Below are 21,947 nucleotides of genomic sequence, written 5' to 3' on the forward strand. Positions count from 1 at the left end.
AGTCGATTGTGATGCTCAGCAATACTGGACCCCGACAGTGACTCAGGTCACGCATAAGAACGCAAAGGAAATTCTGGTCATTAAGAACATCCCGCTCGCCCGCAGCCTGGCCGCCCAGTTCCTGGCGTTCCAGCTGATGGTGGTCGCGGTCGTGCTGATCGCTGTCGGGGCGGTCTCGGTGGCCCAGTCGACCAGTGAGTTCCGGGAGGCGCGCGGGACACGGATGATCGCAGTGGCCGAGAACATGGCCTCGACGCCCATCGTGCGGGAACGCATCGAACGCGCGCCCGCCGATCCCTTCGCCGGTCGCATCCTGGCCCCGGAGGTCGACCGGGCGGTCGCGCTGTCAGGGGCCAGCCTGGCCGAGATCCTCGCCCCGGACGGCACCGTGTGGGTGTCCTCGGATCCGTCGCGGATCGGGGCTCGGGTGGACCTCGGACCGAGCCGTGCCGACGAAGGCAGGGCCTGGTACGGCGACGCGGACATCGCCGGCACGCACAGCCTGGTCGGCCAGGTGCCGATACTCTCCCCCGACGGTGACGTCCTCGCCATCGCCTCGGTCAGCGAGGGATATCCGTCGGTGTGGGCGCTGCTCTCCGGCGCGGGCGAGCGGCTGTTGATCTACCTCGGCCTCGGAGCCGCCCTCGGCCTCGTCGCGTCTTATCTACTGTCCCGCCGGATCAAGCGGCACACCCGCGGTCTGGAGGTGACGGAGATCGCCAGCCTCGCCGACCACCGAGAAGCATTGCTGCACAGCATTCGAGAGGGCGTGATCGCAGTCAACAACGACGGCGAGATCACCGTGCTCAACGACAGCGCCCAGGAGCTGCTCGGGGTGGGTGCCGATGCAGTCGGCAAGCGGGTCGACGAGGTGGGGATCGACCCCGCGGTGGTGGCGCTGCTGATCCCGGGCGCCTCAGCCCGATCCGCCGAGAACGACACACAGGACACCGTGATCGCGACCAGGACCCGGGTGTTGGCGCTGAGCCGCCGTGCCGCCACCAGCGGCGGCGAGCGGATCGGTACCGTCACCACGATGCGCGACAGCACGGAACTCGCTGCGCTGCAGGGCCAGCTGTCCTCCCACAAGAGTGTCACCGACACCCTGCGGGCGCAGACGCACGAGTTCGCCAACCAACTGCACACGATCTCCGGGCTGGTCCAGCTCGGCGAGTACGACGCCGTGCGCGACCTGGTCGGCACGCTGACACGGCGTCGGGCAGAGATCAGCGATGCGGTCACACAACGCATTTCCGACCCCGCGGTGGCCGCGCTGTTGATCGCCAAGACATCGCTGGCGGCCGAGAGCGGGGTCGCCCTCTCGCTGGCGGCGGATTCTCATCTGGCACCGCTGGACCCCGCCTTGGCCACCGACGTGATCACCCTGTTGGGCAACCTGATCGACAATGCCGTCGACGTATCGGTGGGAGCACCGGAACCCGTTGTGACGGTGGAGATCGACGACAGCGACGGACTGGAGATCATCGTGCGCGACACCGGACCCGGCGTGCCCGAACACCTTCGGGAGACGATCTTCGCCCGCGGGGTCACGTCCAAGCCGGATGTGCCCGGCGGACGCGGGATCGGTTTGGCCTTGGTACGTTTGGTCACCGCCGCGCACGGCGGAAGCGTCGGAGTGACTGACGTGCCCGACGGCGGCGCCGAGTTCACCGTGCGCCTGCAGGCGGTGCGCACCGATGCGTGACGTGCTGGTCGTCGACGACGATTTCATGGTCGCCGAGATCCACCGCCGCTTCGTGGACCGGGTCGACGGCTTCCGCGTCGTCGGCGTGGCCCGCACCGGCGGCGAGGCGTTGAGCGCCGCGCAAGAACTCCACCCCGACCTGATCCTGCTCGACGTCTACCTGCCCGACATGACCGGACTCGAGGTGCTTCAGCGGTTACGCGCGGACGGCGACAGAGTGGGGGTCATCATGATCACCGCGGCACGTGAACTCGACACTGTCAGCGGTGCGTTGGATGGCGGCGCCGCCGACTATCTGATCAAGCCCTTCGAATTCGACCAGCTGCAGACCAAGCTGGTGGCCTACGCCGCGCGCGCCGACGCACTGGAAAAGGCGGGCGGCGTCGACCAGTCGTTGATCGATTCGCTGTTCGGCGGCCCGGCGGTGCCCGCGGCCGCGAAGGTGCTGCCCAAAGGTCTCGGCGCCGAGACCGGCGAGCTGGTGCTCGCCGCGGTGCGCGACGCGGGCGAGGTCTCCGCAGCCGAATGTGCTGACCTGGTCGGCATTTCGCGAGTCAGCGCGCGCCGCTACCTGGAGCACTACCTGAGCGCCGGCACGGTGGAACTGCGTCTGCAGTACGGCGTGGGCCGGCCCGAACGGCGGTATCGACTGGCCCGGTGAGCCCCCGGACCCAGCGCAGCAGATAATGACGGGCGTGGCACCCAAGGTCCTGTTCCTGCGCAACGAACACATGGCCACCGAGGCACTGCTCGGTGAGGCTTTTGCCGATCACGGATTCGACGTCGACCACTTCGAGGTCGTGCCGCCCGACCGGGTGGACTCCCCCGCGGTCGAGGTGACGTTCCCCGACCCGACCCGATACGACGTCATCGCCCCCCTGGGGGCGCGATGGCCGGTGTACGACCCCGCCCTGCGGGACACCTGGGTCGGCGCCGAGATGGCGCTGCTGCGCGAGGCCGCCGACGCCGGGGTCGCGCTGCTGGGTGTCTGCTTCGGCGGACAACTGCTCGCCCAGACCTTCGGAGGCTCGGTGGCGCGCTCACCACGGCCGGAGATCGGCTGGTACGACGTACTCAGCGAACGCCCCGACATCGTGCCCGGCGGGCCGTGGTTCCAGTGGCATTTCGACCGGTGGACGCTGCCCCCAGGCGCCACGGAACTCGCCAGAACCCCGAACGCCTCGCAGGCCTTTCTCCTGGGCCGCGCACTGGGCCTGCAATTCCACCCGGAGATCGACACCGACCTGCTGAGCGCGTGGCTTGCCGACGATCGCGACGGCGACGTCGCGGCGGCCGGCCTCGATCACGACCAGTTACTCACCCGCACAGCCGATCTCGCCGGTGACGTCGCGGAGCGAATCCGGACGCTGGTGTCCGGGTTCGTCACTCACGTGGTGGGTACGTCCCGCCCCAGCTGATGGGCCAGCGCCTCGGCGACGTGGGTGTGGCGGAATGGATGCCCGGCCGCCAACAGCTTGGTCGGTAGCACGCGCTGGCTGGCCTCGGCGAGTTCACGGGCACCCTGCGCGCCGAGCAGCACACGGGGGCCGAGACTCGGCACCGGAAGCAGCGCAGGCCGATGCAGCACGCGCGCAAGCTCTTTGGTGTACTCCGTGTTGCGCACAGGCTCCGGGGCCACCGCGTTGACGGGACCCTGGAGTTCCGTGTCGTAGAGCGCACGATGGTAGACGTCGACCAGGTCGTCCAACCCGATCCACGACAGCCACTGCTTGCCGTCGCCGACCCGCCCGCCCAGACCCGCCGCGAACAGCGGGCGCAGCAGCTTCAGCGTGCCGCCCGCAGCGGCCTGCACGATCCCGGTGCGCACCAGGACGACGCGCAGCCCACCGTCGGTGGCGGGCGCGGTCGCAGCCTCCCAGTCGGTCACCACGTCGGCGAGGAACCCGTCGCCACGTGAACCGTCCTCGGTCAGCGTGACATCGCCACGGTCATAGCCGTAGTAGCCGATGGCCGATGCAGAGACGAAGGTCGAGGGGCCGTCCTCCGTCGCGGCGGCTGCTTCAGCGAGCCGGCGGGTGGGCTCGATTCGACTGTCGCGGATGGCTTTTCGATGAGCATCGGTGAAGCGGCCGGCGATCGACTCGCCGGCAAGATGGACGACGGCGTCCACACCGCGCAGGAGATCCGCAGCAGGGGCCGCCGGATCCCAGTGCCGCTCGTCGGCGTTCGCTGTGTCGTTCCCTCCTGCCCGCCGCACGAGCCGGATGACGCGGTGCCCGCCGGTGGTGAGGAACGCGCACAGCGCAGCGCCCACGAGACCCGAAGCACCGGTGACCGCGACGACTAGCGGCCGGGCACCAGCCATCTCAGCGCGCTGGTGAGCCGCGAGATCACCGATGAGCTGCCGGTGCCGGTAGGCGAACGTCGGACGTAGCAGCGCTGCGGGCACCGCCGCCTCGACGTGATCGTTGATCCGGGTGCCGGACCCGTGCTCGTCGAAAGTGTGGGTGTGCCGCCACGGCCCGGCCAGGCGCGGCGGCCACGACGTCACACCGTCGGACGAGAGTTCGTCGAGGAATCGGTGCCCGTCGACGTAGGCATCGGGTTGATGGCGGGCCACCCAGCGCAGCCCGCCCGGCAGGCCCAGAATCGCCACGCCGTCGGCCAGAGACTGCGCTTCGGTGATCACGGTCATCGGCTGCCACGGCGGCACGAGCCGCCGCATCGCACCCGGTCGTGTGTGCCACTTCCACACGTCCCGCAGCGGGTGCTCCACCACGCTGTCGTAGTCGATGCCCATGACTCTCCCGTCGTCGATCAGTCATTCGTCACCACGTAGGGGCCGGATTGCCCCACTTCGCCGCGGGACGGGGTACCCAGAAGCCATACTTCACGCACCGAGGTGTGACATGACCAGTGCCGAGCGCCCCTTCCGTGACCGCCGCGAGGCCGGCGAGGTGCTCGCGCGGGACCTCGTCCGTTACCGCGACCGGCCGGACACCACGGTGCTCGGACTGGCACGGGGCGGGGTGCCTGTCGGCCGGGAAGTCGCGGCAACGCTGCGGGTGCCGTTCGACGTCTGCCTGGTACGCAAGCTCGGCACACCGCGGTGGCCGGAGCTCGCCATGGGGGCAGTCGCCACCGGCGGCGCCGTCGTGCTGAACGACGACGTGATCGACAGCCTCGGATTGAGCGACGCCGACGTACGCGACGCCACGACGCGCGAGACCGCCGAACTGCACCGGCGCGAACGCGCCTACCGGGGTGACCGTGCACCGCTCGACATCGCCGGCCGCACCGTGATCGTGGTCGACGACGGCCTCGCCACCGGAGCCAGCATGACGGCCGCGGTCCGCTCCGTGCGCGGACTCGGTGCTGCTCGCGTGATCGTGGGCGTCCCCGTGGGACCACGTTCGGTGTGCCGCGCTCTGGCGTCAGTGGCCGATGACGTGGTGTGCTCGATCGTGCCTGCCGACTTCCGCGCGGTGGGACATGGCTACGCCGACTTCCACCAGTTGACCGACGACGAAGTCCGCGAGGCTCTGGCCACCTCCCCGTCCACCTCTACGACGAAAAAGGTTGCGGATTAACGCAATTCAGGGCCTGGTCGGACCCTCGTCGGACCGCTCGGCGGCAGGGACGTGTTCTTCGTCGGGATAGTCGTCCTCGGCGACGGGGTCCTCGGACGCGACAGGCGCCTCGTCCGGGTAGTCCTCGACGGGCTCGTCGGCGGCGTCACCGGCGTCGTCCTCACCGGCCGCCTCGTCGGCCGACCCCTTCGCACGATCGCGCAGCGCATCGACGATGAGCAGGATCACGCCGATCAGGCTGGCCGCGATGCAGACCCAAGCGATCAGTGCATTGCTGGTGACGACGGCCAGCACGAGGGCCGCGAGGCCGATGACGGCGAGGACGAGCGCAACGATGAGCATGGACTGCGAGGCTAGTTGTTACCTCGATTGAACTGGTTGAATCCGCCGTCGCTGTTGGCGCCGGAGTCCACCGGAGCGGCCGAACCGCGCTGACCGAGCTCCTCGAGCTGCGATTCGAGGTAGGTCTTCAGACGGGTGCGGTATTCACGTTCGAACGTGCGGAGCTGCTCCAACCGGCCCTCGAGCACGGTGCGCTGCTGGTTGATCGTGCCCATGATCTCGGAGTGCTTGCGCTCGGCATCGGCTTGCAATGCGTCGGCCTTCTCCTGGGCCTGCCGCAGCTGCGCCTCCGAGCGGCTCTGCGCATCGGCGAGCATCGCGTCGGCCCGCTGGCGCGCCTCGGTGATCGTGGTCTCGGCGGTCTGCCGCGCCTCGGCCACCATCGAGTCGGCCTGCGCGCGGGCATCGGAGAGCATCTTCTCGGACTCGGACTTGGCGCCGTTGGTCAGGCGATCCGCGGTGTCCTGGGCCAGGCTGAGGATCTTCGCTGCCCGCAGGTGCTGGTCCTCGGGGGCAGGCGCGGACTGCTGCGCCGCGGGTGCTTCGTACGCGGGCTGCGGTGCCGGCTCGGGCTCGGGCTCCGGCTCGTACACCGGCAGGGTCTGGGTCGGCTGAGCGGCGGCGGCTGAGCCACCGGAGTGCGCCGAGGCGAGCTCGGAATCGAGCTCGGCGACCCGTTGGCGCAGGTCGGTGTTCTCTTCGATCAGGCGGGACAGCTCGTTCTCGACGAGGTCGAGGAACGCATCGACCTCGTCCTCGTTGTAGCCGCGCTTGCCGATGGGTGGCTTGCTGAAGGCAACGTTGTGCACGTCGGCAGGAGTGAGCGGCATCGTCTGCCCCCTTGAGTCTGGATCGTCAAAACGATCTCACAGTGTAAAGCCTGGCTTGAAGGTAACTGGCGTCCATCCTGTCACACCAGACCCTGCGGTTGCAGTCGAGGGCGATAAATACATCGAATCTCCACCTGGACGACCGGGTGCCACCGCACCGCCATCCTGCCCGCTCCAGGGCCGGAGTCCACAAACGCCCTGCTCTGGACCGGTGTCAGACCGCCGCGCCGAAGGCCAGCTGCATGCCGATGAACGCCGCAAGCAGCAGCACCATGATGGACAGGTCGAAGCGCACCGCCCCGATGGTCAGTTGCGGGATGATGCGCCGCAACAGCTTCACCGGCGGGTCCGTCAACGTCATGATCACCTCGAGGACCACCACAGTCGCGCCGCGCGGGTGCCAGTCCCGGCTGAACGAGCGGATGAACTCGACCACGACCCTCGCGATCAGCAGCAGCCAGAAGACGAACAGCGCGAATCCCAGGATCTCGAAGAAGAGCCCCAACGGAAGGTGACCTCACTCCCAGCAGATGTGACGGGGAAACCGGCGCGAGACCGCACCGGTTCCACCAGCCTACTGGTAAGCGTAGAAACCGGCCTCGGCGATCCGGCGACGCTGCTCGGCGGTGACGTCCACGTCGGCCGGCGACAGCAGGAACACCTTCGTGGCCACCTTGTCGAACGAGCCGCGCAGCGCGAAGGCCAGGCCCGCGGCGAAGTCGACCAGCCGCTTGGCGTCGGCGTTGTCCATCGAGACCAGATCCATGATCACCGGGGTGCCGTCGCGGAAGCGCTCACCGATGGTGCGCGCCTCGCTGTAGTCCTTGGGCCGCAGGGTGGTGATCTTCGCCAGCGGGCTGCCCGCTTCGAACAATTCGGCCATGCCACGGGGATCCATGGCCAGCGCACCTCGAGTCGATCCCCGCATCGCGCCGAAACGCGGTGGGGTGCGGTCGAATTCACGCGGCGAACGCATCCGGGGGTCGAACCGGCCGTCATCGAAGCCGCCGGGCACGCCGCCAGGCATACCAACCCGGTAGGCAGCGGGCTCGTCGTACTCGCGGCGCCGACCCTCGGGCAGGTCGTCGTAGCCGCGCGAGTAACCCTCGTCCTCGAAGCGGTCCTCACGGGGGCGGCGGTAGCTGCGGGCGGGACCGCGCTCGTCGTCCTCGTAGTAGTCGTCCTCGTAATCGTCCATGGGGGCCATACCGAAGTAGGCCTTGACCTTGTGCAGTGTGCTCATTGTGAGGACCCCTCGTGCGGTGATGACCGATGCCCGGAAAGTGTTGTCTGTGATGAAGGTGTGACTAGTGTGACTTCTGGTGGTGACGTTAGCGGTCGGGCGCCCAAGAGCGCGGTACCGACACGCACACACGTCGATCCGTGTCGCACCGCCGCTTCGAGGTCACCGGACATGCCCGCTGACAGCTCGAGCGGGCGTCCGCACCACTGCTGCACCCGCTCGCGTTCCTGCGCGAGCCGCGTGAACGCCGCGTCGGCATCCGCGCCGACCGGCGGGATCGCCATCAGGCCGACCAGTGTCAGCGCCGGCGCCTCGTCGACGGCGGCGCACAGCGCGTCGAGCCGCTGCGCCGCGTCGACGTCGACGCCGCCCCGGCTCTCGTCTCCGTCGAGGCTGACCTGCACGAACACCCGTAGCGGCGCGCTGCGGGCCTCACTCTGCAGCGCCTCTTCTGCCGAGCGAGCCAGCGCCGCAACCACTTTGGGGCTGTCGACGGAATGCGCCGCATAGGCCCAGGTGCCGATCGAGCGGGCCTTGTTGCGCTGGATGCGGCCGATCATGTGCCAGCGGACGTCTCCCGCAAGCTCGGACAGCTCGTCGATCTTGCGGGTGGCCTCCTGATCGCGTGATTCACCGAAGGACCGGCAGCCCAGGCGATACAGCGTGGCGATGTCGGAGGCCGGGAAGAACTTGGTGACCGGGAGCAGTTCGATCTCGTCGGGTTCACGGCCCGCCGCCTCGGCCGCGCGGGCGAGCCGGTCACGCAGCTGCGTGAGGTTGTCGTGCAGCTCCTGCTCGCGATCCGCAGTCATGGCGCCGGCTCCAGCCAGATCAGCGACGCCAACCGGCCGGTCGGCGCGCCGCGGCGATGGCTGAACAGGTTCGGGTCGGCATAGGTGCACCGCGGGTCCACGTCGATCGCGGTGACACCGAGGCCGTGCAGCTGCCGCGCGATCCCGGCGCGCAGATCCAGCCCGGGCGTGCCGCGTCGGGTGCGGGTACGGCTGCCCGGCAGCGCACGCTCCACGTCGTCGGCCATCTCGGCGGGGACCTCGTAGTTGGGTCCGCTGACCGCGGGGCCCAGCAGCACCGAGATGTCCTCGACCCGCGCGCCGGCGTCGACCATGACCTCCACCGCGCGCGGCACGATCCCGCCGGCGGCGCCAACCCGGCCGGCATGCACTGCGCCGATCACGCCGTGCCGGGCGTCGGCCAGCAGCACCGGCACACAGTCGGCGGTCACCACCGCAAGACCGAGCGACGGCGTCGTCGTCACCAATCCGTCGGCGTCGTCGACGGTCTCGCCGCCGTGATCCACCACCGCGACCCGGGTGCTGTGGGTCTGGTTCATCCACACCACGCCATCGGTTCCGAGACCGGTGGCCGTGGCGAGCCGACGCCGGTTGGCCGCGACCGCCGCCGGATCGTCGCCGACGTGGTCACCGAGGTTGAAGGTCGCGAAGGGAGCTTTCGACACCCCACCGGCGCGGGTCGTGGTGACACGGCGCACCCGGAACATCACGTGCGAAGTGCGGCGGGTCAGTGGCGCATGAACGGCGGCACGTCGACATCGTCGTCGGAGATGCCGTCATCACCGCCGCCGATGCGCACCGTGGCGCCGTTGGTGTGGGCGGCGGGCACACTTGCCGGATCGGCCGACTCGAACAGCGACGAACCGACACGGCCCGCCTTGCCCGGTGCGATCGGCTGCGCAGCGGCCGCGGCCGTCGCTTCACCGGTCACGGGCTTACGACCCGGACCCGCGGCGTCGAAGCCGGCAGCGATCACGGTCACGCGCACCTCGTCGCCCAGCGAGTCGTCGATGACGGTGCCGAAGATGATGTTGGCGTCAGGATGGGCAGCCTCCTGCACCAGCGAGGCGGCCTCGTTGATCTCGAACAGACCCAGGTCACTACCGCCGGCGACCGAGAGCAGCACGCCCTGAGCACCTTCCATCGACGCCTCGAGCAGCGGCGAGTTGATCGCGATCTCGGCGGCCTTGAGCGCACGACCGTCGCCGCGGGCCGAACCGATGCCCATCAACGCGGTGCCCGCGGAGCTCATGACGCCCTTGACGTCGGCGAAGTCGACGTTGATCAGGCCGGGGGTGGTGATCAGGTCGGTGATGCCCTGAACACCGTTGAGCAGCACCTCGTCGGCACTACGGAAGGCGTCCATCAGGGAGACCGCGGCGTCACCCATCTGGAGCAGGCGGTCGTTGGGGATCACGATGAGGGTGTCGCAGCTCTCTCGCAACGCCTGGATGCCATCGGCGGCCTGGTTGCTGCGCCGCTTGCCCTCGAACGAGAACGGGCGCGTCACCACGCCGACGGTCAGCGCGCCCAGCTTGCGGGCGATCGACGCCACCACAGGCGCACCGCCAGTGCCGGTGCCGCCGCCCTCGCCGGCGGTGACGAACACCATGTCGGCGCCGCGCAACAGCTCCTCGATGTCGTCCTTGGCGTCCTCGGCGGCCTTGCGGCCCACCTCGGGGTCGGCGCCCGCGCCGAGGCCGCGGGTCGAATCGCGCCCCACGTCGAGTTTGACGTCGGCATCGCTCATCAACAACGCCTGCGCGTCGGTGTTGATCGCAATGAACTCGACGCCTTTGAGACCCTGCTCGATCATCCGGTTGACGGCGTTGACGCCGCCACCGCCGATGCCGACCACCTTGATCACAGCGAGGTAGTTATGCGGGGGGGTCATCGCATCGCCCTTTCCTGCCCTGGTTGCCTGTCCTGACACGGATAACCGCTGCGACAAACCCTCAATCTCAACTAGAGGCTTAGAGTTATGTCAAGTTGTTCCGTACATGCAGAACGGTAGGGCCGCAATGCACAAGTGCCCTGCAGGCGCGCCGAAGCGACGCGACAAATATTGCGCGGTGTGTCGGCACTGCTAGCGGGGCGGAGAGCTGACCGCCGCCACGAAACCCGTCGGGTTCTCGACGTGGAGGAGATGACCCGCGCCGGCGACCACCACCGACCGCAGATCGGGCCGGCGCCGCGCGAAGCGTTCGTACGTCCGCTCGAGCCACCGCGGGCTCTGATCGCCACGCACCCAGGTCATCGGAACAGCGGACGTCGCCACAGCTTTCGTGGAGACGAAATCAGCCGACACGCCGAACCACGACGGGACGAACTCACCCAGCACCGGTTCGACGTTGGCGCGCATCCGCTCACGGGCACGCTCCTCGATCTCGTCATAGGCGTTCCCGCCCGAGCGCCGCACGTAGACGGACCGGAAGAACACCTCGCCCGCGCCCACCCGGTCGCCTGCGAGTTGCTTCATCTTCAGCCGCACGGTCATCGAGAACACCGAACGGTCCATGAGCCTGACGCTGTGGAACGGCGGTTCGACGACGCACAGAGACCGCATGTGCGTGCTCCGGATCGGGGTCTGTGCCGCCAATGCCATCGCCACGCACCCCCCGGCGCTCCAACCGACCACGTGGGCCGGCTCGTCACAGACCCGGGCGAGGACGGCCTGGAGATCATCGCGGTGAACGCGGAGGTCGCGCACCGGACGATGCAAGGAGCGACCATAACCACGCCGGTCGTACGTCACGACGCGATGCCGGTCGGCCAGCAGGTCGATCACCGGCTCCCACGTCGACGTGTCGGTGCCGGTGCCGTGCACCAGCACGATCGGCGCACCGGCCCCATAGCTGTCGTAGTGCAGTCGGCAGCCCTGGACATCGATCGTCGCCATGCGTCACTTGACGGTCGGCAGGTCCGGCGACGACACGTCGTAGGTCTTCCCGGGCTGGGTGAGCAGCGCGCCGAGCTTGAGCGCCTTCTCCTCGGTGCGATCGGTGGTCCCCCACACGACGGTGCGCCCGTCGATCAACGTCAACGTGATGGCCGCGACCGACGGCGCCGACACCCGGCCCACCTGCGAGGCGACCTCCGGCCGCAGCGAGGTCACGACCTCGAGCGCGGCCTTGGTGGCCGGATCGTCGGGTCCGGGGTTCTCGACGTCCAGATACGGGATGCCCGGCGGCGGCGGGCCGGTCGCGAAGTCCACGCCGTCCTTGTCGAACAAGTGCACACCGTCGGGATAGTCGCGGACGACGACCGGCACCCGCTCGACCACGGTGATCCGCAGCGTCGACGGATACTCCCGCTGGACCCGGGCGCTGGCGACCCTGCGGATCTCCGCGACCTTCTCGGCCACCGCATCGGTGTCGACCTGCAGCAGCGGCGTGCCGGGCGGCACCCCTGCCACCGCGACCACCTCGTCCTGCGTCACCGCGCCCAACCCGACGACGACGATGGTGCGTGCCGACATGATCGGCGTGAAATACAGCAGCAGGCCGATGCCGACCACGACGACGGCGACGACCGCGGTCCACAACAGCAGCTTGAGGCCGCGCACCGTGCCCCGCCCCAACGTCGCCGAATCGGCCGGCGGTGCCCCGAGCGTGCGCCGTTTGGCCTCGCGGCGGGCCTCCTCGATGGCGGTGGCCCGTGCCTGCGCGGCGCGCCGCTCCTCCCGCTCGCGCCGGGCGCGGCGGCGCGGCCCCTCGACGTCGGCGGCCTCCGGGGTGTCGGGTGTGTCTGCGGCTTCGGGTGTGTCGGTCGGTTCCGGTGCGGCCGTCGCGTCGGGCACGTCGGCGTCGCGGTCAGGCGGCTCGCTCATCGCAGCGCGGCCAGGATCTCGTTACCCAGCAACGTCACATCGCCCGCGCCCATGGTCACCACCACGTCGCCGGGCTGGGCGGCCGCCGCCACCGTCGATGCGACGGTGGAGAAATCGGGCAGATACCGCACCGGCACGGTGACGTGTTCGGCGATCGTCGCGCCGCTGACACCGGCCAGGGGTTGCTCCCTGGCCGCATACACGTCGAGCACGAACACCTCGTCGGCCAGGCTCAGTGCCTCGCCGAATTCGCGGGCGAATGTGGCTGTGCGCGAATACAAGTGGGGCTGGAACACCACCACCGAACGGCCCCCCACCTCGTCCACGAGCGCGCGCACCGCGGTGAGCGCGGCTGTGACCTTGGTCGGATGGTGGGCGTAGTCGTCGAAGACACGCACCCCGGCTGCCGTGCCCACCAACTCGAAACGCCTACGCACGCCTTCGAATTCGGCCAGTGCCTCGAGGACGCCCTCCACCGGGGCACCCACCTGGGTGGCGGCGAGCAGTGCGGCCAGCGCGTTGAGCGCCATGTGCCGGCCCGGCACGGCCAACCGCATGGTGCGCGGCTCGCCCTCCCCCGCCAGCGACACCGTCGCGATCGCGCCCGTACCGCGTTGCCGCCAGTCCACCAGCGCGCCGGCCAGGCCGTCACCGGCCGCAGGCCCTGTGCCGTAGCGCAGCACCCGAATGCCCAGCGCCGCAGTCCGTTCGGCGAACGCTGCCGCACCGGGATCGTCGGTACAGACCACCACCGCCCCGCCGGGGCGCAGCCGCTCGGCGAAGGCGTCGAACACCGCGACATAGGCCTCTTCGGAACCGAAGAAGTCGAGATGGTCGGCCTCGATGTTGGTGACCACCGCGATGTCGGGCCGGTACTGCACCAGCGAGCCGTCGCTCTCGTCGGCCTCGGCGACGAAGAACGCGCCGCTGCCGTGGTGGGCGTTGGTGCCGGGCTCGCCGAGGTCCCCGCCGACGGCGAACGACGGGTCGAATCCGCAGTGCTGCAACGCCACGATCAGCATCGAGGTCGTCGTGGTCTTACCGGCCGTGCCGGTCACCATCAGCGTGGTGTCCCCGACCATCAGCTCGGCCAGCACGGCGGGCCGCAGGATGATCGGAATGCCACGCCGGCGCGCCTCGACCAGCTCCGGGTTGGTCTTCGGGATCGCGGCGTGCGTGGTCACCACCGCCGACGGACCGCCGGGCAGCATGTCCAGCGCCGACGCGTCGTGACCGATGCGTACCTGCGCCCCACGCGCCCGCAGCGCCACCACCGCACGCGACTCCTTGGCGTCCGATCCGGACACCAGACCTCCGCGATCGATCAGAATCCTTGCGATACCGGACATTCCGGCCCCGCCGATGCCGACCATGTGCACCCGCGCCAACTCCGGGGGTAGCTGCTCGGAGCTCATGGCCGCCGCCCGCTGCGTGCCCGGGCCACCTCGAGAGCCACCTCGGCCACGCGTCGTGCCGCGTCCGGATGACCGGCCAGCTTCGCCGCCGACGTCATCGCCGACAACCGGGCCCGATCGGTCAGCAGACCGGCCACCGTCGTCGCGACGAGGTCGGGGGTGAGCTCACGATCCTCGACCAGCAGCCCGCCCCCCGCGGTCACCACCGGTAGCGCGTTGAGCCGCTGCTCTCCGTTGCCGATCGGCAGCGGCACGTACACCGCGGGCAGGCCGACCGCGCTCACTTCGGCGACGGTCATCGCCCCGGAGCGGCAGATCGCCAGATCGGCGGCGGCATAGGCGAGATCCATGCGGTCCAGGTACGGGACCGCGACGTACGGCGGGTCGCCGGGCGCCGGAGAGCGCAGATCCAGCGTGTTCTTCGGGCCGTGCGCGTGCAGCACCGCAATGCCTTGCCGGGCAAGGGCTTCCGCGGCCCCGGCGACCGCGCGGTTCAACGACTGGGCGCCCTGCGAGCCGCCGAAGACCAGCAGGACCGTGTCGTCGTCGGAAAAGCCGAAGAACGCACGCGCCTCGGCGCGTAGCGCGGCGCGGTCCAGCGAGGTGATGGCATCACGGACAGGCACGCCGACGACCTCGACGGGGCCCAGTCCCGGGTCGGGCACCGCGGCGAGGATGCGGGCCGCCGACCGAACCCCGACCCGGTTCGCCCAGCCGGCGCTGGCGTTGGCCTCGTGGACGACGACCGGAACGCGCCGGCCCGGGCGCATGTTGCGGGCCGCGAGATAGGCGGGCACCGCGACGTACCCGCCGAAGCCGATGACGACGTCGGCCGCGACATCGTCGAAGATCGCCCGGGTCTGGCGCACCGCCTGACGCACCCGCAGCGGCAGCCGTGCCAGGTCTGCCGAGGGTTTACGGGGCAGCGGCACCGGGGTGATCAGCTCGAGGCGATAACCGCGCGCGGGAACCAGCCGAGTCTCGAGGCCACGGGCCGTGCCCAATGCGGTGATCCGCACCGTCGCGTCGAGGGCGGCGAGCGCATCGGCGACGGCCATCGCCGGCTCGACGTGACCGGCCGTGCCCCCGCCAGCGAGAACGACCGAGATACCGCTCACCCGTGACGTTGACCTTCCAGTGTGCGGGCCCGCCGGCCCTGATTTCGCTGGCCAGCACCATAACCGACGGGCGGGGTGGCCGAGCGCACCGGGCGCTTCGCCGTTCGCGACCGCGCGGTTTTCGCGGGCGTCGGGCTGGGCTTGGCGGCCTTGTTGCCGGCGCGGGTCGAACGGGTCTTGAGCCGGTCACGCACCGCCTCGGCGCGGGTCGGCGAGTACGGGGCGGGCAGCGGAAGTCGCAGCAGCCGGTTGACCCGGTCGTCGCGGCCGGCCCTCAGCGCGGCGACCGCCTGCGGTTCGTGTCGGGCGGCGTTGGCCATGATGCCGATCATCAACAACGTGGTGGCCGTCGACGTGCCGCCGGCGGAGATCAGCGGCAGCTGCAGTCCGGTGACGGGGAGCAGCCCGACGACGTAGCCGACATTGATGAACACCTGCGAGAGCACCCACAGCGTGGCCGTCGCGGTGAGCAGCCGCAGGAACGGATCGGCTGAGCGCCGGGCGATGCGCATACCGGTGTAGGCGAAGAGCCCGAACAGGCACAGCAGGCCGGCGGCCCCGATGAAGCCGAGTTCCTCGCCGATGATCGCGAAGATGAAGTCGTTGTGGGCGTTGGGCAGGTAGTTCCACTTCGCGGTGCCCTGGCCCAGGCCGTCACCGAAGACGCCGCCGTTGGCCAGCGCGAAGCGAGCCTGCCGGGACTGATAGCCCATGCCCTGTGCGTCGGCGCCCGGGTTCAGCCACGCCTGCACACGCGCCGACCGGTAGCCGGCCGACACGGCGAGGATCGCGCCCGAGACGACCACTGCGCCCAGCGAGGTGAGGAACACCCGCAGCGGAAGGCCGGCGTACCAGAGCAGGCCGAGCAGGATCACGCCCATCGACACCGTCTGACCGAGGTCGGGCTGAGCCACCACCAGCGCCAGCGCGATCACCGCGGCGGGCACCAGCGGCACCAGCATCTCCTTGAGAGAGGCCTGCTCCATGCGGCGGGCTGCCAGCAGGTGCGCGCCCCACACGGCCATCGCGATCTTGGCCAGCTCCGACGGCTGCATGGAGAAGCCCGCGATCACGAACCAGCCGCGCGAACCGTTGGCCTCCTTGCCGATCCCGGGGATGAGGACCAGCACCAGCAGCACGATGGTGAACGCGAAGCTGCTGAACGCGAAGCGCCGCATCAACGCCACCGGCATCCGCATCGCGATGTAGAACGCGAGCAGACCGATCGCCGTCCACAGCACCTGCTTGCCGAAGACCGCCCACGGCGAGCCGTCCATGTCGTAGGAGTAGACGCCCGAGGCCGACAGCACCATGGTCAGGCCCATCGTGATGAGCAGGGCGGTGACGGCGATGATCAGGTGAAAGGACGTCATCGGCCGGTCCAGCCAGGCCCCGACGCGGGTGCGCGGCGCCGGCGCGACGCCGCTTGAGTCGTGCGGGGTCGCCTTGGACGACGACGAGGTCAGCGCCGGCAGGGAGGTCCCCGCGTCATCGGCCGCGGGGTTGGCGCGCCGGTGGCGCAGCCGGGCGAGGATCGCGCTCATGGGTGACCCGCTACCGGATCGCGGCGCGCACGGCCGCGGCGAACGTGTCGCCCCGGTGGCCGTAGCTGCGGAACTGGTCGAAGGAGGCGCCTGCCGGCGCCAGCAGCACCGTGTCGCCGGGTCCGGCGAGACCGCGTGCGGCGTCGACGACGGCGGCCATGACGGCGTCGGCCACCGGACCGTCCCCCGCCCGAGCGTGAGTCACACCTGTCACAGCTTTCTCAACCACCCCAGAATCCTCCCCCGTCAGCACCTCGACAACGGGGACATCCGGTGCGTGTCGTGCCAGCGCCTGCGCCACCACCGCGCGGTCGCGGCCCAGCAGAACCACTCCGACCAGGCGATTCGCGACCGCCACCAGCAGATCGTCGACCGAGGCACCTTTGAGCAGCCCGCCGGCCACCCACACCACGCGAGGGAAGGCACTGATCGAGGCGCGGGCGGCGTGCGGATTGGTCGCCTTCGAATCGTCGACGTAGGTGACCCCGTCGGCCGCCGCGACCACCTCGGCGCGATGCCGGCCGACCGCGAACGTGTCGATTGCCTGCGCCACCGCGGCGGCGGGCACCCCGACCGCGCGTGCCAGCGCCGCGGCCCCCAGCGCGTTGAGCACACCCACGGGACCGGCGACCGGAATCCGCGCGGTCTCGACCAGCGCCAGACCGTCGGCGAAGGCGTTGTCGACCAGCTGATCGCCACGCACGCCCAGCTCACCCGCCGCCGGCTCGCCGAGCCGGAATCCGACCCGGGTCGCCGCGGCGCACTCGGCCAGCAGCGACGCCGCGATCGCATCGTCCACGCCGCCGACGGCGATCGGTCCGGTCAGCGCACGGGCCTTGTCGTGGGCGTAGGCATCCAGCGAGCCGTGCCAGTCCAGGTGATCCTCGGCCACGTTGAGCACCGCACCGGCGTCCGGTCGCACCGACGGCGCCCAGTGCAGCTGGAAGCTGGAAAGCTCCACGGCCAGCACGTCGACCGGCTGATCCAGCACGGCCAGCACCGGCTCGCCGATGTTGCCGCACAGCGCCGAGCGCCGGCCGTCTGCGCACAGCATCGCGTGCAGCATCGACGTCGTCGTGGTCTTACCGTTGGTCCCGGTCACCACAAGCCACGTCTTCGGCGGCCCGTAGTGCCCGGCCCGGTCCAGCCGCCAGGCCAGCTCCACATCCCCCCACACCGGCACACCGGCCGCCGCGGCGGCGGTGGGCACCGCGGCGTCGGGAGGGATTCCCGGGCTGACCACGACGAGATCGAATCCGGCGATCGTCGCGGCGGCGCCGGCCGGGTCGATCACCGCGCCGCCCTGCTGGGCGTAGGCCGTCAGTGCCGACGGGCTGTCGTCGGTGAGGGTGGCCCGCGCGCCCAAGGGGGTCAGCGCCGCCAGCACCGCCCGACCGGTGATCCCGGCGCCGACGACCAGAACCGCGGCGCCGGGTGCGATCACGTCGGTCACATCACGCACCGACGGTCGTCAGCCACTCGCTGTAGAACAGCGCCACCCCGAGCCCGCACGCGATCGCGGTCAGCAGCCAGAACCGGATGATCACCGTGGTCTCCGCCCAGCCCACCAACTCGAAATGGTGATGGAACGGCGCCATCCGGAACACCCGGCGGCCGGTGGTGCGGAACGCCATGATCTGCACCACGACCGAGGTGACCTCGGCGACGAACAGCGCACCCAGCACCACGGCGAGCATCTCGGTGCGGCTGGTCACCGACAGGCCAGCGATGACGCCGCCCAACGCGAGCGACCCTGTGTCACCCATGAAGATCTTGGCCGGCGCGGCGTTCCACCACAGGAAGCCGATGCAGGCGCCCGCGGTGGCCGCGGCGATGATCGCGAGATCCAGCGGATCGCGCACGTTGTAGCAGCCCAGACCGGGGCTGGTGGCGCACGCGTTGCGGAACTGCCAGAACGTGATCAGCACATACGCGGCGCACACCATCGCCATCGCGCCGGCGGCGAGCCCGTCCAGGCCGTCGGTGAAGTTCACCGCGTTGGACCAGGCGCTGACCACCACCACGCAGAACAGCACGAAGATCGCCGGCGCCAGCGTGACGGTCGCGATCTCGCGTACGTAGGACAGCTCCGCGCTGCCAGGGGTGAGCCCGTCGGCGTTGCGGAACTGCAGCGCCAGCACGCCGAACAGCACGGCAGCGACGAGGATGCCGACCGTCTTGGCGGTCTTGTTCAGCCCGAGGTTGCGGGCGCGGCGCAGCTTGATCAGGTCGTCGGTGAACCCGACGACGCCGAGCGCGGTGGCCAGGCCCAGCACGAGCAGACCTGAGGCCGACGGGCCCTTGCCGTCGATCACCACTCCGACCAGGTGCGTGCCGAAGTAGCTGGCCCAGATGCCGGCGACGATCGCCACGCCACCCATCGACGGGGTGCCCCGCTTCTTGGCGTGGCTGGGTGGGCCGTCCTCACGGATCTCGTGGCCGAAACCCTGCCGGGTGAACAGCCGGATCAGCACCGGGGTGAGCAGGATCGACACCGCCAGGGCGATCCCGACCGCGATCAGGATCTGCCTCATGCGCCGCCCTCGGCGATCAGAGCGTCGGCGACGGCACCCAGCCCGGCGGCGTTGGACGCCTTCACCAGCACCACGTCACCGGGCTGCAGCTCCGCGCGCAACAGATCCAGCGCGGCATCGGCGTCGGCGACCGGTGTGGCCTCGGATCCCCAGGAGCCCTCCATCACGGCACCGTTCAGCATGGCGCTCATAGGCCTCCCGGTTCCGACGACGACGAGTCGAGAGACATCTAAGCGCACGGCGAGCCGACCGATGCGGTCGTGCTCGGTAATCGAGTCCTCGCCGAGTTCGCCCATCTCGCCGAGCACCGCCCAGGTGCGGCCCTCGCGACCCATCCACGCCAGTGCCTTCAGGCCGGCGCTCATGGAGTCGGGGTTGGCGTTGTAGGCGTCGTTGACGATCGTCACGCCGTCGCTGCGGGTGGTGACGGCCATCCGTTGCCGCGACACCGGCCCGGCCCCGGCCAGGGCGTCGGCGATCTGCGCCAGTGAGGCGCCGCACTCGCGCGCCACTGCGGCCGCGCACAGCGCGTTGGACACCTGATGATCACCGTGCACCGACAGCGAGACCTCGATCTCCCCGTCGGCGGTGTGCAGCGTGAACTGCGGACGCGCCAACGCGTCGAGGCTCACGTCGTCGGCCCACACGTCCATCCCGGAGGTGGCCGAGCCCGACCGGCCGACGCGCACGACGCGCGCCTCGGTCACCTCGGACATCTTCGCCACCACAGAATCGTCGGCGTTGAGGATCACCACGCCGGACGCTGGAACTGATTGCGGCAGTTCGGATTTCGTCTCGGCAATGGCTTCCCGCGAACCGAACTCGCCGAGGTGGGCGGTGCCGACGTTCAACACCACAGCGATCGACGGCCGGGCGATCCGGGCGAGTGCGGCGATGTTGCCGCGATGCCGCGCCGACATCTCCAGCACGAGGAAGTCGGTGTCGGGCGTCGCCCGCAGCACCGTCCACGGATGTCCCAGCTCGTTGTTGAACGATCCCGGCGGCGCGATCACCTCGCCCAGCGGCGCGAGGACCGCGGCGATCAGATCCTTGGTGGAGGTCTTGCCCGAGGACCCGGTGATCCCGATGATCGTCAGGCCGCCCGCCGCCAGTTCGGCGGCCACCGCGGCGGCCAGTTTCGCCAGCGCGGCCAGCACCGCCGCACCCGAGCCGTCGGAGTCGTGTTCGAGCACACTGGCCGCACCGTCCTCGGCGGCGACCGGATCCACCACGACCGCAGGCACGCCGACCGGCCGGGCGGCGAGCACACCCACCGCGCCGGAGTCGACGGCCGCCGCGGCGAAATCGTGACCGTCCGAGCGCGCACCCGGCAGCGCGAGGAACAGGCTGCCCGGACCGATCGCGCGCGAGTCGAACTCGACGGTCCCGGTGACACGCAGGGCGGCCGCCTCCTCGGCGGTGACATCGGCGAGCCGGCCCCCCACGATGTCGGCGATCTGGGCCAGCGACAGCTCGATCATCGGCTCTCCGTCCCCGCGGTCAGCGCGTCGAGCGCCGCGCCGAGCTCGACACGATCGTCGAACGGCCGGGTGACACCCCGGCTGGTCTGGCCGCTCTCGTGACCCTTGCCGGCGATCAGCACCACATCGCCCTCCCGAGCCCACGCGACCGCATGGTCGATCGCGGCGCGACGCTCGCCGATCTCCACGACCTCAGCACGGGCACCCCGCGCCGCGGACACGATCGCGGCCCGGATGTCTGCGGGCTCCTCGTCGCGGGGATTGTCGTCGGTGACCACCACCAGGTCGGCCAGCTCGGCGGCGACCTGCCCCATCGGGCCCCGCTTGCCCGCGTCCCGGTTGCCGCCCGCACCGAACACGACGGCGAGCCGGCCGGTGCACTGGCTGCGCAGCGTCTTCAGCACCGCTGTGAGAGCGCCCGGTTTGTGGGCGTAGTCGACGACCGCCAGGAACGGTTGTCCGCGGTCGACCTTCTCCAGCCGCCCCGGCACCGTCGCCGCGCGCAGACCGGGCACCGCCTGCTCCGGCGACACCCCCACCGCGTCGAGCAGCGCGAGCGCCAGCGCGGCATTGGCGACGTTGTAGCGGCCGGGCAGGCCGATCTCGATCCCGTGGTGCACCCCGGCGGGGTCGACGACGACGAAATCCTGGATGCCGTCACCCTCGGAGCGGATCTGCTCGACCGCCCAATCGGCGGTGCCCTCGACGGCGACCGTGACCGCGGTGTCGGCGCGGCGCGCCATCGCGCGGCCCCACTCGTCGTCGACGCAGATCACCGACTCGGCGGCGTGCGTCGGCGAGGCAGGATCGAAAAGCCTTGCCTTCGCCTCGAAGTAGTCCTCCATCGTGGGATGGAAATCGAGGTGGTCGCGCGACAGGTTGGTGAAACCGCCGACGGCGAACTCCGTGCCGTCCACCCGGCCCAGCGTCAACGCGTGGCTGGACACCTCCATCACCACGGTGTCCACGCCGCGCTCGAGCATGACCGCGAACAGCGCCTGCAGGTCGGGTGCCTCGGGGGTGGTCAAGCCCCCGGCCTCGTCGCGACCGTCGATGCGCACGCCGACGGTGCCGATCAGCCCGGCCACCCGCTCGGCCGCACGCAGCCCGGCCTCGATGAGATAGGTGGTGGTGGTCTTGCCCGAGGTACCGGTGACGCCGATGACCCGCAGACGCGCCGACGGATGCCCATAGACGGCGGCCGCCGCGGTACCCAGCACGGTGCGCGGTTCGGCGTGCAGCAACACCGGCACCCCGACACCGCCGGCGGCAGACAGCTCCGCGAGCCCGTCGTGATCGGTCAGCACCGCCACCGCACCGCGCGACACCGCGTCGGCGGCATACCGAGCCCCGTGGGACCGCGCGCCCGGCAACGCCGCGAACAGGTCACCCTGCTGCGCGTCCTGGCCCCGCAGCGTCACACCCGTCAGGCGCACCTGCGGGAGCGGCTCCACCTCGGCGTGCACCGCGGAGATGAGACGGGCCACTTCCCCGAGCGGAAGGCCAGCGGGATGGTTGGGGCGCAGATTCATGGCCATGCCAC

The 21,947-nt window shown here is 70.3% G+C and carries 21 protein-coding genes; 4 read left to right on the plus strand and 17 right to left on the minus strand.

What is annotated here, in order from left to right; genetic code table 11:
- Positions 1-136: 136 nt before the first annotated feature.
- The 3 genes from PGN37_RS07965 to PGN37_RS07975 are packed head-to-tail and all read left to right on the plus strand — an operon-like array spanning position 137 to position 3,123.
- Positions 137-1,705 carry a sensor histidine kinase gene (locus PGN37_RS07965; protein ID WP_335330572.1) on the plus strand — a complete coding sequence of 523 codons (1,569 nt, stop codon included), beginning with the start codon at positions 137-139 and terminating at the stop codon, positions 1,703-1,705.
- Entirely contained in the window at positions 1,698-2,366 is a 669-nt protein-coding gene (locus PGN37_RS07970) for a response regulator (protein ID WP_335330479.1), read from the plus strand. The genes PGN37_RS07965 and PGN37_RS07970 overlap by 8 nt, the downstream gene beginning before the upstream one ends.
- A gap of 25 nt (positions 2,367-2,391) precedes the next feature.
- Positions 2,392-3,123: a type 1 glutamine amidotransferase gene (locus PGN37_RS07975; protein ID WP_335330480.1), complete on the plus strand. Its 732-nt coding sequence runs from the start codon at positions 2,392-2,394 to the stop codon at positions 3,121-3,123.
- On the opposite strand, the gene PGN37_RS07980 is transcribed toward PGN37_RS07975, so the two are convergent.
- Positions 3,093-4,466, minus strand: coding sequence for a TIGR01777 family oxidoreductase (locus PGN37_RS07980; RefSeq protein WP_335330481.1), 1,374 nt, complete (start codon positions 4,464-4,466; stop codon positions 3,093-3,095). The genes PGN37_RS07975 and PGN37_RS07980 overlap by 31 nt on opposite strands.
- 109 nt (positions 4,467-4,575) lie before the next feature.
- Here PGN37_RS07980 and PGN37_RS07985 point away from each other — a divergent pair, with 109 nt between their 5' ends.
- A complete protein-coding gene (locus PGN37_RS07985) occupies positions 4,576-5,256 on the plus strand; it encodes a phosphoribosyltransferase (protein ID WP_335330482.1) in 681 nt (226 codons plus the stop codon).
- Between the two features lie 6 nt (positions 5,257-5,262).
- On the opposite strand, the gene PGN37_RS07990 is transcribed toward PGN37_RS07985, so the two are convergent.
- From PGN37_RS07990 to PGN37_RS08065, 16 genes are all read right to left on the minus strand, one after another.
- Positions 5,263-5,598, minus strand: a complete 336-nt coding sequence (locus PGN37_RS07990) for a DUF308 domain-containing protein (RefSeq protein WP_335330483.1) — start codon at positions 5,596-5,598, stop codon at positions 5,263-5,265.
- Positions 5,599-5,609: 11 nt separating this feature from the next.
- The gene (wag31, locus tag PGN37_RS07995) at positions 5,610-6,428 is read right to left on the minus strand and encodes a DivIVA-like cell division protein Wag31 (RefSeq protein ID WP_335330484.1); all 819 of its coding nucleotides are present in this window, start codon (positions 6,426-6,428) and stop codon (positions 5,610-5,612) included.
- A gap of 214 nt (positions 6,429-6,642) precedes the next feature.
- Positions 6,643-6,933: a YggT family protein gene (locus tag PGN37_RS08000; protein WP_335330485.1), complete on the minus strand. Its 291-nt coding sequence runs from the start codon at positions 6,931-6,933 to the stop codon at positions 6,643-6,645.
- A gap of 69 nt (positions 6,934-7,002) precedes the next feature.
- Positions 7,003-7,671, minus strand: a complete 669-nt coding sequence (locus PGN37_RS08005) for a cell division protein SepF (protein ID WP_335330486.1) — start codon at positions 7,669-7,671, stop codon at positions 7,003-7,005.
- Positions 7,668-8,483: a YggS family pyridoxal phosphate-dependent enzyme gene (locus PGN37_RS08010; protein WP_335330487.1), complete on the minus strand. Its 816-nt coding sequence runs from the start codon at positions 8,481-8,483 to the stop codon at positions 7,668-7,670. Before PGN37_RS08010 ends, PGN37_RS08005 begins: the two co-directional genes overlap by 4 nt.
- Complete coding sequence (gene pgeF, locus PGN37_RS08015; RefSeq protein WP_335330488.1) at positions 8,480-9,193, minus strand: peptidoglycan editing factor PgeF; 714 nt, start codon at positions 9,191-9,193, stop codon at positions 8,480-8,482. Before pgeF ends, PGN37_RS08010 begins: the two co-directional genes overlap by 4 nt.
- 17 nt (positions 9,194-9,210) lie before the next feature.
- Positions 9,211-10,377, minus strand: a complete 1,167-nt coding sequence (ftsZ, locus tag PGN37_RS08020; protein WP_335330489.1) for a cell division protein FtsZ — start codon at positions 10,375-10,377, stop codon at positions 9,211-9,213.
- 192 nt (positions 10,378-10,569) lie between these two features.
- A complete protein-coding gene (locus PGN37_RS08025) occupies positions 10,570-11,382 on the minus strand; it encodes an alpha/beta fold hydrolase (protein WP_335330490.1) in 813 nt (270 codons plus the stop codon).
- Between the two features lie 3 nt (positions 11,383-11,385).
- Positions 11,386-12,312, minus strand: a complete 927-nt coding sequence (locus PGN37_RS08030; RefSeq protein WP_335330491.1) for a cell division protein FtsQ/DivIB — start codon at positions 12,310-12,312, stop codon at positions 11,386-11,388.
- Entirely contained in the window at positions 12,309-13,727 is a 1,419-nt protein-coding gene (murC, locus tag PGN37_RS08035) for a UDP-N-acetylmuramate--L-alanine ligase (protein ID WP_335330492.1), read from the minus strand. The genes PGN37_RS08030 and murC overlap by 4 nt, the downstream gene beginning before the upstream one ends.
- On the minus strand, positions 13,724-14,845 hold the full coding sequence (gene murG, locus PGN37_RS08040) for an undecaprenyldiphospho-muramoylpentapeptide beta-N-acetylglucosaminyltransferase (protein ID WP_335330493.1): 1,122 nt from the start codon (positions 14,843-14,845) through the stop codon (positions 13,724-13,726). Before murG ends, murC begins: the two co-directional genes overlap by 4 nt.
- Positions 14,842-16,389 (minus strand): putative lipid II flippase FtsW, encoded by a 1,548-nt coding sequence (gene ftsW, locus PGN37_RS08045; RefSeq protein WP_335330494.1) that lies wholly within the window; start codon positions 16,387-16,389, stop codon positions 14,842-14,844. Before ftsW ends, murG begins: the two co-directional genes overlap by 4 nt.
- A gap of 10 nt (positions 16,390-16,399) precedes the next feature.
- Positions 16,400-17,851, minus strand: a complete 1,452-nt coding sequence (gene murD, locus PGN37_RS08050; RefSeq protein ID WP_335330495.1) for a UDP-N-acetylmuramoyl-L-alanine--D-glutamate ligase — start codon at positions 17,849-17,851, stop codon at positions 16,400-16,402.
- Positions 17,844-18,923, minus strand: coding sequence for a phospho-N-acetylmuramoyl-pentapeptide-transferase (mraY, locus tag PGN37_RS08055; protein WP_335330496.1), 1,080 nt, complete (start codon positions 18,921-18,923; stop codon positions 17,844-17,846). Before mraY ends, murD begins: the two co-directional genes overlap by 8 nt.
- Positions 18,920-20,404, minus strand: a complete 1,485-nt coding sequence (locus tag PGN37_RS08060) for a UDP-N-acetylmuramoyl-tripeptide--D-alanyl-D-alanine ligase (RefSeq protein WP_335330497.1) — start codon at positions 20,402-20,404, stop codon at positions 18,920-18,922. Before PGN37_RS08060 ends, mraY begins: the two co-directional genes overlap by 4 nt.
- Positions 20,401-21,936: a UDP-N-acetylmuramoyl-L-alanyl-D-glutamate--2,6-diaminopimelate ligase gene (locus tag PGN37_RS08065; RefSeq protein WP_335330573.1), complete on the minus strand. Its 1,536-nt coding sequence runs from the start codon at positions 21,934-21,936 to the stop codon at positions 20,401-20,403. The genes PGN37_RS08060 and PGN37_RS08065 overlap by 4 nt, the downstream gene beginning before the upstream one ends.
- Positions 21,937-21,947: the final 11 nt, after the last annotated feature.

It is taken from the genome of Mycobacterium kyogaense, from assembly GCF_036946525.1.
Lineage (GTDB): Bacteria > Actinomycetota > Actinomycetes > Mycobacteriales > Mycobacteriaceae > Mycobacterium > Mycobacterium kyogaense_A.